The organism is Salegentibacter sp., from assembly GCF_041642575.1.
Lineage (GTDB): Bacteria > Bacteroidota > Bacteroidia > Flavobacteriales > Flavobacteriaceae > Salegentibacter.
Window position 1 is genome coordinate 1 of record NZ_JBEPWD010000001.1, and the last position, 19,025, is coordinate 19,025.

Annotated in this window: 14 protein-coding genes; 8 read left to right on the plus strand and 6 right to left on the minus strand. The window is 41.4% G+C overall.

Translation table 11 applies throughout. The features are described from left to right. Positions 1-289: 289 nt before the first annotated feature. Positions 290-1,915, minus strand: coding sequence for a RagB/SusD family nutrient uptake outer membrane protein (locus ACESK1_RS00005; protein ID WP_372916612.1), 1,626 nt, complete (start codon positions 1,913-1,915; stop codon positions 290-292). Positions 1,916-1,945: 30 nt separating this feature from the next. Further along, positions 1,946-5,074, minus strand: coding sequence for a SusC/RagA family TonB-linked outer membrane protein (locus tag ACESK1_RS00010; protein ID WP_372916614.1), 3,129 nt, complete (start codon positions 5,072-5,074; stop codon positions 1,946-1,948). A 158-nt stretch (positions 5,075-5,232) separates the two neighbouring features. Here ACESK1_RS00010 and ACESK1_RS00015 point away from each other — a divergent pair, with 158 nt between their 5' ends. Then, positions 5,233-5,838 (plus strand): ribonuclease HII, encoded by a 606-nt coding sequence (locus ACESK1_RS00015; RefSeq protein ID WP_372916864.1) that lies wholly within the window; start codon positions 5,233-5,235, stop codon positions 5,836-5,838. A gap of 507 nt (positions 5,839-6,345) precedes the next feature. Here the strand turns inward: ACESK1_RS00015 and ACESK1_RS00020 are convergent. Then, complete coding sequence (locus ACESK1_RS00020; protein WP_372916616.1) at positions 6,346-7,596, minus strand: LVIVD repeat-containing protein; 1,251 nt, start codon at positions 7,594-7,596, stop codon at positions 6,346-6,348. A 144-nt stretch (positions 7,597-7,740) separates the two neighbouring features. On the opposite strand from ACESK1_RS00020, the gene miaB reads away from it, so the two are divergent. From miaB to groL, 7 genes are all read left to right on the plus strand, one after another. Continuing rightward, on the plus strand, positions 7,741-9,186 hold the full coding sequence (gene miaB / locus ACESK1_RS00025; RefSeq protein ID WP_372916618.1) for a tRNA (N6-isopentenyl adenosine(37)-C2)-methylthiotransferase MiaB: 1,446 nt from the start codon (positions 7,741-7,743) through the stop codon (positions 9,184-9,186). Between the two features lie 135 nt (positions 9,187-9,321). Further along, the gene (locus ACESK1_RS00030; RefSeq protein ID WP_372916620.1) at positions 9,322-10,590 is read left to right on the plus strand and encodes a sigma-54 interaction domain-containing protein; all 1,269 of its coding nucleotides are present in this window, start codon (positions 9,322-9,324) and stop codon (positions 10,588-10,590) included. Between the two features lie 18 nt (positions 10,591-10,608). Next, complete coding sequence (locus ACESK1_RS00035; protein ID WP_372916622.1) at positions 10,609-11,112, plus strand: LptE family protein; 504 nt, start codon at positions 10,609-10,611, stop codon at positions 11,110-11,112. Next, on the plus strand, positions 11,112-11,969 hold the full coding sequence (locus ACESK1_RS00040; protein WP_372916624.1) for a hypothetical protein: 858 nt from the start codon (positions 11,112-11,114) through the stop codon (positions 11,967-11,969). Before ACESK1_RS00035 ends, ACESK1_RS00040 begins: the two co-directional genes overlap by 1 nt. Then, positions 11,966-12,304 carry a preprotein translocase subunit SecG gene (secG, locus tag ACESK1_RS00045; protein WP_372916626.1) on the plus strand — a complete coding sequence of 113 codons (339 nt, stop codon included), beginning with the start codon at positions 11,966-11,968 and terminating at the stop codon, positions 12,302-12,304. The genes ACESK1_RS00040 and secG overlap by 4 nt, the downstream gene beginning before the upstream one ends. Positions 12,305-12,458: 154 nt before the next feature. After that, entirely contained in the window at positions 12,459-12,734 is a 276-nt protein-coding gene (gene groES / locus ACESK1_RS00050) for a co-chaperone GroES (RefSeq protein ID WP_372916628.1), read from the plus strand. 93 nt (positions 12,735-12,827) lie between these two features. Next, positions 12,828-14,468 carry a chaperonin GroEL gene (groL, locus tag ACESK1_RS00055; RefSeq protein ID WP_372916630.1) on the plus strand — a complete coding sequence of 547 codons (1,641 nt, stop codon included), beginning with the start codon at positions 12,828-12,830 and terminating at the stop codon, positions 14,466-14,468. A gap of 169 nt (positions 14,469-14,637) precedes the next feature. Here groL and ACESK1_RS00060 read toward each other — a convergent pair whose 3' ends face one another. From ACESK1_RS00060 to ACESK1_RS00070, 3 genes are read right to left on the minus strand one after another with little or no spacing between them, the layout of a single operon-like run. After that, positions 14,638-15,015 (minus strand): hypothetical protein, encoded by a 378-nt coding sequence (locus tag ACESK1_RS00060; protein WP_372916631.1) that lies wholly within the window; start codon positions 15,013-15,015, stop codon positions 14,638-14,640. A gap of 52 nt (positions 15,016-15,067) precedes the next feature. Beyond that, positions 15,068-18,598 (minus strand): pyruvate:ferredoxin (flavodoxin) oxidoreductase, encoded by a 3,531-nt coding sequence (nifJ, locus tag ACESK1_RS00065; protein WP_372916633.1) that lies wholly within the window; start codon positions 18,596-18,598, stop codon positions 15,068-15,070. Between the two features lie 21 nt (positions 18,599-18,619). Beyond that, positions 18,620-18,970, minus strand: coding sequence for a 4Fe-4S dicluster domain-containing protein (locus tag ACESK1_RS00070; protein ID WP_372916635.1), 351 nt, complete (start codon positions 18,968-18,970; stop codon positions 18,620-18,622). Positions 18,971-19,025 lie beyond the last annotated feature (55 nt).

Genomic DNA, 19,025 nt, shown 5'->3' on the forward strand with positions numbered 1-19,025 from the left:
ATGCTTACAAGCTGATTAATGTAAATTTTACACTATCATTAAACTAATGTTAATAAAAAAAATAACCTCCTTTTTTTGAAGCTACAGCAAATTAAACATGCCTTTCTTTTAAAACACAGTAATCTATTTAAATGGTCCACTAATGATTAGGGGGGAGAACCCGGAAGGAAGTGCAATAATTCAGACAATTATTTTTGTCCAGAAAATAAGGCAAAAAAAACAGGGACCGAAGTCCCTGTTAGTATTCTAAGTAAAAGTCTGAATAGATAATTCAGCTCGATACAGTTTATTAATTCTGATCGCCTGGTCCAATATTCGGATTGGCATCAATTTCGGCCTGCGGAATTTTATAAATCCACTCATCATTAATTGAAGGTCGTTCCTGGAAGAATCCATCCTGATAAAGTATGGCTGAAGCTCCTGAACCGCCATCTGCAGCATGATCAATAGGCTCATCCCATCTTATTTTATCTGTGTACAAGAAACCTTCACCCCACAGCTCCAAATTACGCTGAAACTTGATATGTTCCAATAAACTCTCCTTTGTATCATAAACCGATACATCATAATCGCTGTCACGCATTTCACCCAGAGGCTTTAAAGCTTCCTGTGCCTCAGTGATGTTATCCAACATCGCTTCTGCTTCGGCTTCTATCAAATACATCTCAGCACTACGCATATAGATTATATCATCCGGATCTATAGTTCCCGGGTTTTGCTGACGGAATTTTACATGCATATATGGGTGTAGGTTGTGCCCACCAGTAAGGTCGTATTCCGCCTTGTATTCTTCTATTTTAGCATCATAAAGGTCACGATCGGTATAATTTGGATCGTTCCCAAAACCACCTTCTCCATTTGAAGCTGAGCTGTTAGTATTTGGTGCATCAGCCAGGAAGAGGTCTCTTCTATAGTCTGTTTCCGGAATTTGGTTGTACAACCTCTTATCTATTAGTTTAGGGTTGTTTCTGTTTTGACTTCCATTAAAATCATTACCGATTAAATAGAAATAAGAACGGAAAAATGTAGTTTCTGTGGTGATTACATTACTACCCCAAATAACTTCAGGAAGGCTAACTGTGTTAAATCCAGATTTATAATCGCTTTCACTCATAAGCGGATAATTTGCTCTTGCCATTTTAGCAGCATCTGCAGCAGTTCTCCAGTCCCCTCTGTTTAATGCAATCCTGGCTTTTATACCATAGGCAACATCAACATTTAGTTGAGATTTATCCGATCTTGACGTAGCATCACTAAGATATGTTATGGCTTCATCAACATCGTCCTGAATTTGATCATAAATCACCTCAACTGTGGCTCTTGGTTCACTGGTAAAAGGAGATTCAGATTTGAATAATAATGGCACCCCCGGATCACTTGAAGGGTTTCCTATTAAATAGCCTTTTGCATAGTGAGTAACCAATGAGTGGTAAGCCCATGCTCTGTATGCATAAGCCTGCCCAATGATTTCTCTCAATCGATCATCTTCAACAAGGCTACCATCAGTAGCTTTTTCGATTATAGCATTAGCACTGGCGATAATGTGATAGCGCTGATACCATAATTGTTCAGAAGTTGTTGATGTTTCCTGTGTATGCGAAACCCATTGGGTTTCATCCTGCCATCCTAAATTATTGGCTCTCGCAGAATGGATTACTCCTCCAGGAATATTGTCATCAATCGGAATCCAGTAATGGTTTCCTGATCTAAAAGAAGTTCCTCCCGGAATAATTTGAGCTTGGGCATACAAGAATCTATGCATACCATTAAGTATCAACGCCATGTTCTCTGCTGTTGCAAAGGCATCAGTTTCTGAAATAGCGTCTGTAGGTGCTGTTTCAAGAAAATCATCTGAACAGGACGTTACAGTTAGGAATGCTATGGACAATAGCATTAAGTTTATTTTTCTTAACATAATGAAATGTTTTTATTTATTGTTTTCTTATTAAAATCCGATATTCAAACCTAAAGACACAATTCTCGCAGGGTTGTAATCGTTACCAGCCGGAGTTCCAGATAAATTATACTGAGGATCTAATCCCTCTCTTTCGCTCTTAAGGTATAAGTTCTCTCCAATAACTGAAAGGGTAAGATTATCTATCCCAAGATTGCCAGTTAGTGAACTATCAAAGGTGTAACCTAAGTTAACATTTCTAAGTGACCAAAAAGAAGCATCTGTTAAGAATCTTGTTGATTGAGATCGTACTAAATCCGGGTTACCGCTCTCTAATCTTGGAACGTTCGTAATATCACCCGGTTCACGCCAAGCGTCTAATATGTCAGGATGGTAAGAGCTTCCAAAGTTTCCACTATGCATCATTGCTGCATATCCGTTATCTAAAAACTTACCACCTATACCGTAAGTGATCAACACATCTAAATTAAAACCTTTGTAGCTAAAGCTATTTGAAACAGACCCCAATAAATCAGGGATTGAACTGTCTCCAGTATAGGCTCTCTCAGTATCCTGCCAGTCATTAGTAGTCTCCTGTTCTCCATTTGCACCTAAAACAGGTACACTGTTACCGTCGTCATCTATTTCAAATTTATAAAATAACTGATCACCGGTTTCGGGATCTACCCCAGCTGAGTGGAGTATGAAGTAGTCATATCTGGATCTTCCTTCTTCCCATCTCTTAGAACCGTTAACAAAAGGATCCGGGATGCTGGTGATTTCATTTTTAAATGTTGAGGCCTGTAATGTTAAATCCCAGTCAAAATCACTGGTATTTACAAGATCAAAATTTAAACCAAGCTCCCAACCGGAATTGTACATATCTGCAATGTTTGCCGGATAGGAATTCAAACCATTACTTAGTGCTATTGGTAAGTTGTATAAAAGATCTGTAGAATTTCTTTTGTAATATTCTATGGTTCCATCTACAAAGTTATCAAACAAACCAAACTCCAGGGCTACATCCCAGCTATCTACAGTTTCCCATTGTAAATTAGAGTTACCTATATCAGTCCAGATTATTGCTGGCTGACCGGCATTAGATGTTAAGCTATATCTTGGTTGTGATAAGAAGAAGTCACCTAAGTCATCGTTACCTACCTGACCAAAAGATCCTCTTATCTTCAATTTGTTAATAAACTCTATATCCTGAATAAAGTCTTCTTTATCCATTCTCCAGGAAGCACCCACAGAATAGAAGTTACCCCATCTGGTCTCAGTTCCAAAAACGGAGGATCCGTCCCTTCTTGCAGAGGCGCTTAAGTAATATTTATCGTCGAAATTATAATTAGCTCTTACAAAATAACTTTCAATCGTTTTGTTAGTTGTAGACCCACCTAAAGTAACTGGGGTTGCAAAGTTTGCAAATTCAAAAATACCTTCAGCGGTTTGATCTATAGCTGTTCCAAAATTTGAGGAAAATTGCCTGTCAAAACTTTCATGACCAGCTGTAATATCTACATTGTGAAAATCATTTAGGGTATTAGAATAGGTTAAGATCTGGTTGAAGTTCTCTACTTCTCTTCTAAACCTTGTTTCACCATATCTACCTGTAGGCTGCGCATCACCTATAATGTTATTCTCGTAACCTTTATTAAGACCTTCATTGATATCTCTACCGTAATTTACTCTGAAGTTAAGACCATCAATTATTCTGAAGTCGGCATAATATCTAAATCCATAAGTATTATCCCTGTTTTGTTCATCATTTAGTAACAATTCCTGCAACGCATGACGCCCCTGACTAACAGGTCTTGAACCAATGTTATAATCAGGAAAACCTTCTCCATTATCAAATACAGGATTCCCTCCAGCATCAAGAACTAAATTCCCATCTAAATCATTTACATATACAGGATAAATAGAACCTATATTTTTAGCAAAACCAAAAGGGTTAACAATACTTGTGGTACCAGCCGATGCCGGACCTCTGGATTCTGTAATTGTGATATTAGCACTACCTCCGGTTGATATCCAATCATTAATTTCAAAGTCTCCATTTAGACGGGTCGTTAAACGATCGAATTCGGTAGTAACAACATAACCTTCTTCTTCTAAATAGGAAGTTGAAAAGTAGACTTGGCTATTTTCTCCTCCACCAGAGACATTAACATTATAATTTTGTCTAACTCCGGTTTGTTGCATAACATCGTACCAGTCCAGGCTTTTATAGATAACCTCTGCATTGGGGTTCAGACGCCCATCTGTTCCAACAATCTGATCATTTGGAACGTTGAATGGATTATAAGCTAACTGGTTATAAATATTAGCTGAAGCATAAGCAGGATCGCCACCACCAGAATTTGAGTTTCTCAGCGCTTCCCACATGGTTTCGTAATATTCTCCCGGACTTACCTCGTCATAATTGGGAATACCCTGCATCACCAAACCAAACTGACTTGAAACAGAAGTTCTAATCTCTCCTTTCCGGCCGCTTTTTGTAGTAATTAAAACCACACCATTTGCAGCTCTGGAACCATATAAAGAGGTTGAAGCGGCATCTTTTAAAATTGTAAAAGACGCGATATCTTCCTGGTTAATAGTATTTAAGTCGCCCTCAAATGGGATTCCATCAACTACAAAAAGAGGTGCGGCACCTCCGCTTAATGTACCAACCCCACGAATCACAATACCCGGCGAAGAGCCTGGTTGTCCTGAAGCTGAAGTAAATTGCACTCCTGTTGCATTCCCTTCTATAGCAGCGATAGGGGAAGTAACATTTCGTTCAGACAGCTCTTCTGAGCCAATAACAGATGCAGATCCGGTGAAGGCCTCTAAGGTAGTACTACCATAGGCAACTACAACCACCTCTCCCAGAGCTTCAGCGTCTGCAGACAGCTGGACATCGTATACATCAGCAGCACCAACAAGTACCTCGCTGGTCACATAACCCAAGTAACTGAATTCTAATACATCTCCTTCTTCAACAGAAATGGAATAATTTCCATCAAAATCGGTTTGAGTACCATTATTGGTACCCTGTTCAATCACGTTCACCCCCGGAAGTGGCAAACCTTCTTCGTCCACAACCGTACCGGTAACGGTTTTTTCCTGTGCAAAGGAAATTTGCACAACAAACACTAACAGGAATGTTAGCATTACTTGTAGTCTTCTTTTCATATTTAAATAATTTGAATTTAGCTTAAAGTAAAACTCTTAATATAATCTTAATAAAACAAGTCTTTAAATTAAATTATTTTTATTACATAAATTCCTTAAACATTTGGGACATGGAATCTTCTTCATTTTTTACCTTTGATTCCCAAAGTCATTTCAATATGCTCCTTCCCTATTTTAATGAGACTAATATATATGAGTGCGGCACCGATGAAGCCGGAAGAGGCTGTTTGGCAGGACCGGTAACAGCTGCGGCAGTAATTTTACCTAAAAATTTCAGGAATGAGCTTTTAAACGATTCCAAACAAACCAAACTTAAAACGCGGAATTTGTTGAGAAGCATCATAGAACAGGATTGCACATCTTTTGGAGTTTCCCATGTGTTCATGGACGAAATAGATAAGATCAATATCCTTAACGCATCTATTCTGGGCATGCACCGGGCAATAGATCAACTAAAATGCGAGCCTGATCACATCCTCGTAGATGGCAACAAATTCAAGCCTTATTCCAGCATAGCCCATTCCTGTATTATTAAGGGAGATGGAAAATATCTGAGCATCGCAGCGGCCTCGATCCTTGCTAAAACCTACCGCGACGCATACATGGAAAAGATCCACGAGGAATTTCCTATGTATAACTGGAAACAAAACAAAGGTTACCCCACCTTCGAACACCGGGCTGCGATCCTGAAATATGGAAGCACAAAATATCACCGCCAAAGTTTTAAGTTGCTACCCGAAGAACAACTGAAACTGGAGATTTAATCCAGTATTTTAATTCATTTCTTTTGCGAATATAAAGAGGAAAATCAGCTGCTTGTGAGACCCTGAATCAAGCCCGCCTGCCGGACGGGCAGGTTCAGGGTGACGTATATTCCAGATGTTTACGTCATGCCGGGCCTGACCCGGCATCTCATTTCGGTTCTAAATTATGTGTCTCTCATCTTGTTGAAACAGGGGAACATAATAGCTCACTCCGATGAGATTTCTCCCTTTGGTCGAAATGACAAATCAAGGCTTATAAAGACCCCGCCCTGCGGCGGGGTTAATTCAGCCAGCCATTTTGAATGCGCCTGTGGCGCTTTGTGAATCTTCACAACAATTCGATCAAAAACAACGAATGAAAAAAATTATGAGACCCCGTCCTTCGACGGGGTTAATTCAGCCAGCCACTTCGCTTTGCCTTCGGCTTTGCGAAGTGGGGCTTCATTAAATTAAGGGGCCGCGAAGATATCTTCGCGGCCCCGCCTTTTAAAAACCAAACAAAAAGGATTAATTCAGACTGAAGGAACTCAGCAGCCTGATCTCGTTATCTGCATAGGTATATTGATGCAGGATATCATCCCCAACCATTAACAGCACCTCTTCCAGAGGGATCACATCATAGGTGTTAATGTCCTGAAAGTGGTCTGTTAAGGTTAAACCGGGGGATTGTGTTTTATCGTAAATTTTAAGTCCGGAGTCGCCATCGCAAACGAATAACAAATCGTCTTTTACACCGAGGCCGTAAGGGCTATCCATTTCATAAGTAGCCAGTAGTTCGGGATTCTGTTTATCGGCCACATCTATTACCTGTAACTGGCTCCAGGATTGTCCACATTCATTTCCACCGCGAATGGTAACGTAGGCCATATCTCCGTCTACCACCACCGGGTCGCAGCCCAGCACATGCTGGAGCACGGACACGAATTCAGGAGTTGAAGGATCTTCAATGCTGTAGATATACATTCCGGTTGAGCTTCCTAAATAGAGGTAATCGTCCTGATTAAAAATGGTTTCAATTTGCCAGCCCACATAATCTGTGGAAATATGCTCAGGACTGCTGAGGCTGGAAATATTAAAAACCGACAAGGTTTGTTGACCCACCACATACAGAAACTTATCCTTTATATTGAACCGGGCCATTGAGCCTCCTGTACCTGTTGCAGCAAATCCAGAAGCATCGGAATTAAAAGATTCGGCAGCCATAATCATTCTATCATCCCGAACCATTTCAATCTTTCTACGCTCTAACACATAACCAATTATAACCTCTTTTTGAAAATCGAGATTCTCGGTATCAACAAATGCGGCGCCAACGGGAGCGGTAGGTTGATAATTTTCAAACACATCCTCTACTCTTTCCTGTTGTTTTATATTATTGATATCGCTTATATCGAAAACCACCAGGTCCATCCCACTGTTCGCGAAAAGCATATCTTCCTTTATAGCAACATCAGTATTCTGTGGAATCTTCAGGTATTTTATTTTCTGCGGGGTTTCAGGATTGGAATTGTCTATAATATGCACTCCCCGGTTAACATCATTTATAAAAACATAATCTTTATAGGTATAGATCTTTCCGGCCTGTTCAATTTCCTTAGCCTCCTGGATATAAACCGAAGTTCGAAAATCAGCCACCGACATGGTTACCGGCACAGCAACCAGCTCCATGTTGCCGGCATCCTCTTCTTTTTGACAAGAGGTAAACAAAGTCATTAAAGCCATCAGGAGCAAAGCGATAAGAGAGTAGAAAATCCTCATAGTGGTAGTTGTTAGTTTCCTATTAGATGCAGCAATTCCTGAAAGGTTGCGTAGAAGTGATAAAAAAATTTCTGTCACTTTGTCAGAAACAGCTTTAGTCCTATCTTTGCAAATCTTATAGACCTAAAAGGCCAGAAATGTATTATGGAGAAGATAATTGACGAAAAACAACAAGGCAATAGTCTTGTAATAGAGCCAAAGAAAGAAAACACCCGTAAGCTCTTTATAGAGAGTTATGGTTGCGCGATGAATTTCAGCGATTCTGAGATCGTGGCTTCTATCCTTTCCAAAGAAGGTTTTAACACCACCCAGAATCTGGAAGAGGCCGATCTTGTATTGGTAAACACCTGTTCAATCAGAGAAAAGGCCGAACAAACTGTTAGGAAACGCCTTGAAAAATATAACGCGGTTAAGCGCATAAATCCTGAAATGAAGGTAGGCGTACTTGGTTGTATGGCCGAGCGCTTAAAAGACAAATTTCTGGAAGAAGAAAAGATAGTAGATCTAGTAGTGGGGCCGGATGCCTATAAAGATCTGCCTAATCTCATTAACGAAGTTGAAGCCGGAAGAAATGCGGTAAACGTAATTCTTTCAAAAGAAGAAACCTACGCTGATATCTCCCCTGTGCGTTTACAGAGCAATGGCGTTTCTGCTTTTGTTTCTATCACCAGGGGTTGTGATAATATGTGTACTTTCTGCGTGGTGCCTTTTACCCGCGGAAGAGAACGCAGTCGTGACCCGCAAAGCATCGTGGAAGAAGTGAACGACCTGGCTGCAAAAGGCTATAAAGAGATCACTCTTTTAGGTCAGAATGTAGATAGTTATTTATGGTACGGCGGCGGCCTGAAGAAAGATTTCAAGAATGCTTCTGAAATTCAGAAAGCCACAGCTACTAATTTTGCCGGGTTACTGAAACTTGTTGCTGAAGCCCAGCCAAAGATGCGCATCAGGTTCTCTACCTCTAACCCACAGGATATGACGCTTGATGTAATTGAGGCCATGGCCAAATACCCAAATATCTGCAGGTATATTCACCTGCCGGTGCAAAGCGGAAGCGACAGGATCCTGCAAAAAATGAATCGTTTGCATACCCGGGAAGAATATTTCAGTCTTATAGACAACATCAAAAAACTAATGCCCGATTGCGGAATTTCACACGATATCATTACCGGATTTCCTACCGAAACCGAGGAAGACCATCAGGATACGCTTTCTCTGATGAAGTATGTAAAATACGATTTCGGCTTTATGTTCGCCTATTCTGAAAGACCGGGAACTATGGCTGCCAGAAAATTAGAAGATGATGTGCCTGAAGTAGTAAAAAAACGAAGACTCACCGAGATCGTAAGTCTTCAGCAGGAACACAGTTTATACAGAACTCAGCAGTTCATCGGAAAAACTGTGGAAGTGCTTATTGAAAAAGAATCGAAGAAATCCAGCGAACACTGGAGCGGGCGTAACACTCAGAATACCGTAGTGGTCTTTCCTAAGGAAAACTACAAAGTAGGAGATTTCGTGAATGTTAAGATAAACGATTGTACCAGTGCCACCCTTATTGGGGAGCCGGTTGATTACAGTGAGAATAATTAGATTCCCGCCTTTACTGAAATAAATTCAGCACAGGCTGCGGGAATAACAGAGATTAGAGTAGATTTCCGCCTGTGCGGAAATGACGAGGATTAGAGTAGATTCCCGCCTTCGCGGGAATGACGAAGAGTATTATATATGGAATCAATACAAGCTACAAAACAAAGGTTTGGTCTCATTGGGGACGACCCCAAACTAAACCGGGCCATTGAAAAGGCCATACAAGTTGCCCCTACCGATATCTCGGTGCTGGTTACGGGAGAAAGCGGGGTTGGTAAGGAAAGTATTCCTAAGATCATACATTCACTTTCCCATAGAAAGCACGGCAAATATATAGCGGTTAATTGCGGGGCGATCCCTGAGGGCACTATAGACAGTGAGCTTTTTGGGCATGAAAAAGGAGCTTTTACCGGGGCCACTCAAACCCGCAACGGTTATTTTGAAGTAGCCGATGGAGGGACCATTTTTTTAGATGAAGTTGGGGAGCTTCCGCTTCCAACCCAGGTACGTTTGTTAAGGGTATTGGAGAACGGAGAGTTTATGAAGGTTGGTTCTTCTAAAGTTCAAAAAACCAATGTTCGCATCGTGGCCGCCACCAATATAGATATCCAGGAATCCATAAAGAAGGAAAAGTTCAGGGAAGATCTGTATTATCGCTTAAGCACGGTAGATATCCACCTGCCTCCCCTAAGGGATCGCAAAGGGGACATCCACCTTTTATTCCGAAAATTCGCTTCAGATTTCGCTTTGAAATATAAGATGCCAACCATAAAACTGGACGACGACGCCGTTAAGCTTCTCGAAAATCACAGGTGGGGTGGTAATATAAGGCAGTTAAGGAATATCGCCGAACAGATATCAGTGCTGGAACAGGAACGCGTCATCACAGCTGAAAATCTAAAGGAATATCTACCGGATATCGGTAGTAATCTTCCCGCAGTAATCGCTGACAAAAAGAAGGAAGGCGATTTCAGCAATGAGCGTGAGATCCTTTATAAGGTTTTGTTTGATATGAAAAGTGATCTTAACGACCTGAAAAGTCTTACCATGAAATTAATGGAGCATGGCAATTCAGAGAAAGTCCGCAATGAAAATGAAAGTCTCATCAATAAGATCTACGGGGATGAAGATGATGAAGACGGCGAATCAGAAGAGTTAACTGCCGAAAAACTTGAGGTGTTACAAATCCCGCAACAGAGTCCGAAAGCCGCCCAGAAAGCAGAATCTGACAAATATTATTTCGCCGAGGAGATCGAAGAGGAGGAAACCCTTTCTTTGCATGACAAAGAACTGGAGCTTATCAAAAAATCCCTGGAAAGGCATAACGGAAAGCGCAAGGCAGCCGCTGAGGAGCTCGGGATAAGTGAGCGAACTTTATACCGAAAGATCAAACAATATAACCTGTAACCGGGAGTTACAATACTTATGAAGAGAACCGCATTTTTGTTTAGTTTCTTACTGATTTTCGCAGTGCAATCCTGCGGAATGTATTCCTTCACCGGTGCCGATACCGGCGATGCTGAAACCTTCCAGGTTAATTTCTTTCAGAATACCGCCGATCTTGTAGAACCGGGAATAGACAGGACATTTACCCTGGAACTCCAGGACCTGATTCAGAATCAAACCAGTCTGAACCTGGCAAACAATAACGCCGATTTGATCTTTGAAGGAGAAATAATCGATTTCTTTATCGCACCCATGTCGGCTACCTCTGAAAATACAGCAGCCGAAAACCGATTAACTATCGCTGTTAACGTAAGATATTACAATACGCTGGAACCGGAAAAAGATTTTGAACGCAGGTTCTCATTTTATTATGATTACCCCGCAAATCAACAACTTGTCGGTGCCGCTCTGGACTCGGCTGTAGAGGAGATCTATTCGAGGTTAACACAGGATATATTCAACGCAGCATTAACCGACTGGTAATGGAGAAACAGGAGTTTATAAAAATACTGGAACAACCGGGCTCGATAACCGAAGCCCAAACCAGAGCGCTGGAGAGTATTCTGGCTGAAGCTCCTTATTTTCAAACTGCCCGGGCATTAAGGCTGAAAGGTCTCAAGGAACATAATGCATTAAGTTATAATTCGGCACTTAAAAAGACAGCGGCTTATACTACCGACAGGAGTGTCCTATTTGATTTTATAACTTCAGAAGAGTTCAATCAAAACAGGATAGCCAAACAGATAAAAGACCAGGAAGAAAATCTAAAGAATATAGTGGTTTACGAAGCCCAGGAGGTTTTCGGCAGGAGAAGCATCGCCATAGACGAGGCGATAAAAATGAAGCAATCAGAATCTGAGCGCGTTATGGATCCTGATCTTTTTGAAAAGGCCGTCCCTAAACAGGAAGAGAAAGAGAAAGAAACTTCTGCTCAAGAGAAGTTAGGTATTGGAAGCCCCCTGGAGTTCAATCCTTCTGAATCCCATTCATTTTCAGAATGGTTAAAGCTCACTACGGCAAAGCCTGTGCGGGAGCAGGAGAAAACTTCAGCAGAAATCACGAGGAAATATGAACTCATTGATGAATTCATCTCCAAAAGTCCGAAGATAAAACCGGGAAAAAGTCCGAAAAAAAGCAATCTTGCAGATCGCAATACCACCTCCCCGGAGGCACTGATGACCGAGACTTTAGCGAAAGTTTACCTGGAACAAAAAAACTACATTAAAGCGATACAAGCTTATAAAATTTTAATTTTGAAAAATCCCGAAAAAAGTGGTTTCTTTGCAGACCAAATTCGGGCAATAGAGAAATTACAGGAAAACAATAACATTTCAGAATGAGTACATTCACTATTTTTTTAGCATTAATTATCATTGTAGCCTTTTTACTGGTAGTAGTAATTATGGTACAAAACCCTAAAGGTGGAGGTTTATCTTCTTCTTTTGGTGGCGGAGGTCAACAAGTTGGTGGCGTTCAGAAAACAGGAGACTTTTTAGATAAAAGCACCTGGACCCTGGCTACTTTATTACTGGTTTTAATTCTCCTTTCCAATATCACGATCATGGATGGTAACGGAATTAGTGAATCACGCGTTTTTGAAGGCGATGAAGAAGTAGAAACAAATATCCCTGCTCCTATTCAGGCTCCCGTTGATCCTGAGGCTGACAATAACTAGGAAGCAGCCTTTTTCATACAAAGATTTATATGCCAGCTGGTGACAAGCTGGCATTTTTTTGTTCCCAAATGTCAGTATTCTTCCGATGGCACAATTTTAGAAACTCCAGTATGCGTTTAAAAAGTAATTAACCTTAAAAATAAATTCATAAAAAATGGGACTAAACATTAAACCGCTTTCAGACCGGGTACTTATCGAGCCGGCAGCAGCCGAAACAAAAACAGCTTCGGGAATATACATCCCTGAAACCGCAAAGGAAAAACCTCAGCGCGGAAAAGTTGTAGCTGTAGGTAAGGGCAACAAAGACCACGACATGACCGTAAAAGAAGGAGATATGGTTCTTTACGGCAAATTTGCCGGTACCGAGCTTAAACTGGAAGGTAAGGACTACCTTATCATGCGGGAAGATGACATACTTGCAATAGTATAAGACTTCGCTTTTCCCTCAAAGGGAATTTTTAATAAAAAATAGTAATAGTAATAGATTTCCGTCTTCACGGAAATGACCAAAAAATTAATTAACATGGCAAAAGATATAAAATATGACATCGAAGCCCGTGACGGGATCAAACGCGGTGTAGATGCTTTGGCTAACGCCGTAAAAGTGACCCTTGGACCAAAGGGACGTAACGTAATTATCAGTAAATCATTTGGAGCTCCAACAGTAACCAAGGATGGTGTTACTGTAGCAAAAGAAATAGAGCTGGAAGACCCACTTGAGAATATGGGGGCACAAATGGTTAAGGAAGTTGCTTCTAAAACCAACGATCTTGCCGGAGATGGTACTACTACCGCAACCGTTCTTGCCCAGGCTATCGTAAAAGAAGGCTTGAAGAATGTTGCTGCAGGTGCTAACCCAATGGATCTTAAACGCGGAATCGACAAAGCTGTTATTGCACTAACCAAAGATCTTGAAAAGCAAACCAAAGAAGTAGGTGATTCTTCTGAAAAAATTAAGCAGGTTGCTTCTATTTCTGCCAACAACGACGAGCACATCGGGGAACTTATCGCCGAAGCCTTCGGAAAAGTTGGTAAAGAAGGTGTTATCACCGTTGAAGAAGCAAAAGGCACTGAAACTCACGTTGATGTAGTTGAAGGTATGCAGTTTGACCGTGGTTACCTATCTCCATATTTTGTAACCAACAGCGAAAAAATGACCGCCGATCTTGAAAATCCTTATATCCTTCTTTTCGACAAGAAGATATCTGCGATGAAGGATCTTCTACCTGTTCTTGAGCCGGTAGCTCAATCAGGAAAGCCTCTTTTAATTATTGCTGAAGATGTAGACGGGGAAGCTCTTGCCACTCTTGTAGTGAATAAGCTACGTGGCTCGCTCAAGATCGCTGCAGTGAAAGCTCCAGGATTTGGAGACAGAAGAAAAGCAATGCTTGAGGATATCGCCATCCTAACTGGTGGAACAGTAATTTCTGAAGAAAGAGGATTCACTCTTGAAAACACGACTATCGATATGCTTGGTACTGCTGAAAAAGTAGCTATCGACAAAGACAATACTACAATCGTAAATGGAGCAGGAAACAATTCGGACATTGAAAACCGTGTGAACCAGATCAAATCTCAGATTGAGTCTACCACTTCAGATTATGATAAGGAAAAACTTCAGGAGCGTTTGGCTAAACTAGCCGGAGGTGTTGCCGTACTTTATGTAGGTGCTGCTTCAGAAGTAGAAATGAAAGAGAAAAAAGACCGTGTAGACGATGCCCTTCATGCCACCAGAGCGGCTGTAGAAGAGGGAATCGTTGCCGGAGGTGGAGTTGCCCTTGTGCGTGCTCAGGCCGTCCTAGCAAATCTAAAAGCTGAAAATGATGATGAAGCGACCGGAATACAAATAGTAGTACGCGCTGTAGAATCTCCGCTTAGAACAATCGTAGAGAACGCAGGAGGCGAAGGTTCAGTAGTGATCAATAAAGTACTGGAAGGTGACAAGGATTATGGTTATGATGCCAAAACCAACACCTTTGTAGATATGATGAAAGCCGGAATTATAGATCCTAAGAAAGTAACCAGAATAGCCCTTGAAAATGCTGCTTCAGTTGCCGGAATGATCTTAACTACCGAGTGCGCCCTTACCGACATCCCAGAGGATGACAAAGGCGGCGGAGGTATGCCCGGCGGAATGGGCGGAGGCATGCCCGGAATGATGTAATTTCGAAATTAGAGGTACGAAGTAAAAAGTACAAAGTTAAAGATCCCGCTTTCTTCTTCCAGAGGCGGGATTTTTTTGTGGTAAAAAAAGAGCTTTCTACCAGGCACAGGCAGAAAGCTCTTTACAAATTAAAACTCAAAAATTAAAAATCAGAGATAATCAACAAAACTCAAACAATAACCTGCTCTTGTTTTAAAAGTGCTTCCAGTTTATTGGCCGCAGCTAAACAATTGCTCACTTTAGGCACATCACTACAATCCCGGGTATTCATGGTATGGGATTTACACTGAAGGGCATTAAGATCTAATTGTGAAAAGTTTTTATTTATGTCTAAACATTTTTCATAAAGGCAGTCCAGGGAATTACAATCCCCGGAATCTACATCATGTTTCAGAAGGTAACCCTTTAGAAAGTTCTCAATGGAGAATTGCGCATTTCGGCATATCGAATAAGCAACAAGATCCTCCTCTGGCCTGTAAAATTCATCGTTGGCCTGACCTAATTTTAGCAAGGCCTCATCAAAAAATTTATTTGCATTAGCTTTCATTTGTATGATATTAAATATTGATCTTCTCTAAAGGGCAATCTTCTGTTTAGTGTTACATATCTCTAAAAAGTTGAAGTTTCTCCCATTTTGTTTCCACTTCTTCCTGAGCACGTTTTAAAAGTTCGGCACCCAACTCGGCATTCTCCTTGACTACCCTGGTAAATCGGGTTTCTTTATACATGAAGTCGCTTAATGGAGCTGCCGGAGCTTTGGAATCCAGTTTAAACCTCTTGCCTTTTGGTTGCGCAGGGTTAAATCTGAACAAGGGCCAGTAACCTGTTTCAACTGCTTTTTCCTGTTGAGTAACTCCGTGTTTCAATTCATAACCGTGTTCCCCACAATGTGAGTAAGCGATTATAATTGAAGGACCCGGATAAGCTGCTGCTTCCTCAATAGCCTTAAGAGTCTGAAGGTCTTTTGCACCAATAGCAACCTGGGCTACATACACATTTTGATATGAAACCGCCTGCAGGGCCAGGCTCTTCTTAGAAGATTTCTTGCCTGAAACGGCAAACTTAGCACTTGCTCCCAGAGGAGTAGCTTTAGACATTTGACCTCCGGTATTTGAGTAAACTTCAGTATCCATAACCAGGATATTGATATCTTCTCCTGAAGCCAGAACATGATCTACACCACCGTATCCAATATCATAGGCCCAACCATCACCACCAAGGATCCACACTGCTTTTTTGCGCAGGTATTGGGTAAGCTGGTTCAGTTTTCGGGCTTCATCGGTATCGATAGTTTCAAGGATCGATTTAAGTTCTGCTATATGAGCGTGTTTTTGTTTCTTCTGAGTTTCATCTTCTTCTGAATTATTCAGAATAGAAGCTACAAGTTCATTTCCAATTACCGGTTCCAATTCTTTAAGCAGATCGACAGCGATCTCCTGTTTTTTAGTCAGAGCCAGTTTCATACCAAGGCCAAATTCGGCATTGTCTTCAAAGAGAGAGTTTGCCCATGCCGGCCCCCTTCCAAACTCGTTGGTTTTATAAGGAGTGGTAGGCAGGTTACCTCCATAAATTGAAGAACAACCGGTAGCGTTAGCGATTAAAATACTATCCCCATAAAGCTGGGTAAGCATTTTAATATATGGAGTTTCTCCACAACCAGAGCAGGCTCCTGAGAACTCAAACAATGGCTCCAGGAATTGTGAACCTTTCAGGTTTGTGATCTGAAGGTCAGAACGCTCATAATATGGCAAATCTGTAAAGTAATCCCAGTTTTGATTTTGTTCAGCTGCAACATCAAGTTTACTGTGCATATTTATGGCCTTAAAGTTCTCGATCTCCTTACTTTCAGCAGGACAAACGGCAACACAAAGGTCACAGCCGGTGCAATCTTCGGGAGAAACCTGAAGGATATAAGATTCAGCATTGCTATCAAAAGGACGACCTTTTGCAGGTACTGTTTTAAAGGTGTCCGGGGCATCAGCCAGTTGCTCGTTAGAGACAACCTTAGACCTTATCGCGGCGTGAGGACAGATAGCCACACATTTGTTACACTGGGTACAGAGATCTTCTCCGTCCCAAACCGGAACGAAATCGGCTATCCCTCGTTTTTCGAACTGAGTGGTACCGGTTGGGAAAGTTCCGTCTACCGGAAAAGCGCTCACCGGTAAACCATCTCCTTCTCCTGCCAGGATCTTGCCAAGAACCTCTTTCACAAAAGGATCAGCATCTCCGGTCATCATCGGTTTCAGGCCACGGGTGCTGGTAATTTTATTAGGATAATCTACTTTCTGAAGATTTGCCAAAGAACTGTCTACCGCGTCAAAATTCATCTTCACGATCTTATCTCCTTTGTGAGAGTAAGATTTAACGATAGCATCTTTGATCTTCTGAATGGCTTCATCTTTAGGTAATACACCTGAAATCGCAAAGAAACAGGTTTGCAGTACCGTATTGGTTCGTTTCCCCAGTTTCGCGTCCTGGGCAACCTTAGTGGCGTCTATTACATAAAACTGAAGTTCATTTTCCACGATCTCTTCCTGCATATTCTGCGGAAGATGATCCCAGATATCTTCGTTTGAGAAAGGAGCATTGAGAAGGAAAGTTCCTCCTTTTTTAATCTTTTTCAGGATATCATATTTCTCTATGAAGTTAAACTGATGACAAGCGATGAAATCGGCTGTGTTTATCAAATAACTCGAAGAGATAGGCTCGGGTCCAAACCGAAGGTGGGAAACAGTTTGTGCCCCGGCTTTTTTGGAGTCATATACAAAGTATCCCTGTACGTAATTATCTGTAGTTTCTCCAATGATCTTAATAGAGTTCTTGTTAGCGCCTACAGTACCATCAGAGCCTAAACCATAGAACATACAGTTAAAGGTGGCTTTTTTGGTTTTGAAAACAGGGTTATAAAGCAAGCTCTTAAAGCTAAGGTCATCATTAATACCTATAGTAAAGTGATTTTTGGGTTCCGCCTTGAACATTTCATCAAAAACGCCTTTCACCATGGCGGGATTAAATTCTTTAGAGGATAACCCATAGCGTCCACCAATGATCTGAGGCATTGGACGATCGCTTTCAGCAAAGGAAGTGACTACATCAAGATATAAAGGCTCGCCGGTACTTCCCGGTTCCTTGGTCCTGTCTAACACAGCGATCTTTTTAACGCTGGATGGAATCTTATCCATAAAATCCTTGATGGAAAATGGGCGGTACAATCTGATGAACAAAGCACCTACTTTCTCGTCTTCGTTAAGCAGGGTTTCTATGGTTTCTTTCACCGCACCTGCCCCGGAGCCCATAATAATAATGAGTCTTTCTGCTTCCGGATGGCCTATATAATCATAAAGCTTATAGCGTCGACCGGTGTGCGTGTAAAATTCGTCCATCACTTCCTGAACGATTCCAGGTACTTTTTCATAATGTAAATTGGAAGCTTCTCTGGCCTGGAAGAAAACATCAGGGTTTTGAGAAGTACCTCTTATTACAGGGCTGTCGGGATCAAGAGACCGGTTTTTATGGTCCATGATCTTATCTTCCGGCATCATTTTTTTAATGATATCATCGGAAATTGCATCGATCTTAGAGATCTCATGAGAAGTCCTGAATCCATCAAAAATATTCATAAACGGCACCCGACTACGCAGGGTAGCTACCTGCGAGATAAGTGCAAAATCCATCGCTTCCTGCACCGAGCCACCAAATAGCATAGAAAAGCCCGTTTGCCGGGCTGCCATAACATCTGAATGATCTCCAAAAATAGAAAGTGCATGAGTAGCTATCGTCCTGGCTGCCACATGAATTACCGTGGGCAATAATTCCCCGGCTATTTTATACATATTAGGTATCATGAGCAACAAGCCCTGGGATGCTGTAAAGGTAGTAGTAAGGGCACCTGCTTGGAGAGAACCATGCACAGCACCGGCGGCACCTCCTTCACTTTGCATTTCCACAATGCGGGGAATGTTATTCCAGATATTCTTTTTGCCTTTTGAACTGAATATATCTACGTGCTCCCCCATAGGTGAGGCGGGAGTAATAGGATAAATAGCACAGACTTCATTTGTTTTATGCGCCACTCTTGCAACCGCCTCATTGGCATCACAAATGAGTTTGGGGGATTTTTCAATCATCTTACATCATTTTTTAAGAATTTATGCTCCGTGTAACCAATCTTTTTTCTCCAAAAGCTGAGCTTCTGACTCTTCATGGTTAGGATCCGGTAAACATGCATCAACCGGACAAACCGAAGCACATTGTGGCTCGTCATGGAAACCTTTACACTCTGTACATTTATCTGAAACGATGAAGTAGAATTCATCAGAAATCGGGTCTTTTTCTTCATCGGCGTCAACCTCTTCGCCACTTGGCGTAGTTACGGTTCCGCTTAAAGCAGTTTCATCGGAATAAGACCATTCCTGATCGGGTTCATAAATTGCGTTGTTAGGACATTCTGAAATGCAGGCATCACAGTTGATGCAATCCTCTGTTATAAAAAGTGCCATAGATATTTTATGTTTTGTTAAACTATTCTATAAAGTTAGCAGGCATCATCTTCCT

Bases quoted from the DNA above. Each gene is read 5' to 3' on its own strand.
- ACESK1_RS00005 (WP_372916612.1), bottom strand. From the start codon at position 1,915: ATGTTAAGAAAAATAAACTTAATGCTATTGTCCATAGCATTCCTAACT.
- ACESK1_RS00010 (WP_372916614.1), bottom strand. From the start codon at position 5,074: ATGAAAAGAAGACTACAAGTAATGCTAACATTCCTGTTAGTGTTTGTT.
- ACESK1_RS00015 (WP_372916864.1), top strand. From the start codon at position 5,233: ATGCTCCTTCCCTATTTTAATGAGACTAATATATATGAGTGCGGCACC.
- ACESK1_RS00020 (WP_372916616.1), bottom strand. From the start codon at position 7,596: ATGAGGATTTTCTACTCTCTTATCGCTTTGCTCCTGATGGCTTTAATG.
- miaB (WP_372916618.1), top strand. From the start codon at position 7,741: ATGGAGAAGATAATTGACGAAAAACAACAAGGCAATAGTCTTGTAATA.
- ACESK1_RS00030 (WP_372916620.1), top strand. From the start codon at position 9,322: ATGGAATCAATACAAGCTACAAAACAAAGGTTTGGTCTCATTGGGGAC.
- ACESK1_RS00035 (WP_372916622.1), top strand. From the start codon at position 10,609: ATGAAGAGAACCGCATTTTTGTTTAGTTTCTTACTGATTTTCGCAGTG.
- ACESK1_RS00040 (WP_372916624.1), top strand. From the start codon at position 11,112: ATGGAGAAACAGGAGTTTATAAAAATACTGGAACAACCGGGCTCGATA.
- secG (WP_372916626.1), top strand. From the start codon at position 11,966: ATGAGTACATTCACTATTTTTTTAGCATTAATTATCATTGTAGCCTTT.
- groES (WP_372916628.1), top strand. From the start codon at position 12,459: ATGGGACTAAACATTAAACCGCTTTCAGACCGGGTACTTATCGAGCCG.
- groL (WP_372916630.1), top strand. From the start codon at position 12,828: ATGGCAAAAGATATAAAATATGACATCGAAGCCCGTGACGGGATCAAA.
- ACESK1_RS00060 (WP_372916631.1), bottom strand. From the start codon at position 15,015: ATGAAAGCTAATGCAAATAAATTTTTTGATGAGGCCTTGCTAAAATTA.
- nifJ (WP_372916633.1), bottom strand. From the start codon at position 18,598: ATGATTGAAAAATCCCCCAAACTCATTTGTGATGCCAATGAGGCGGTT.
- ACESK1_RS00070 (WP_372916635.1), bottom strand. From the start codon at position 18,970: ATGGCACTTTTTATAACAGAGGATTGCATCAACTGTGATGCCTGCATT.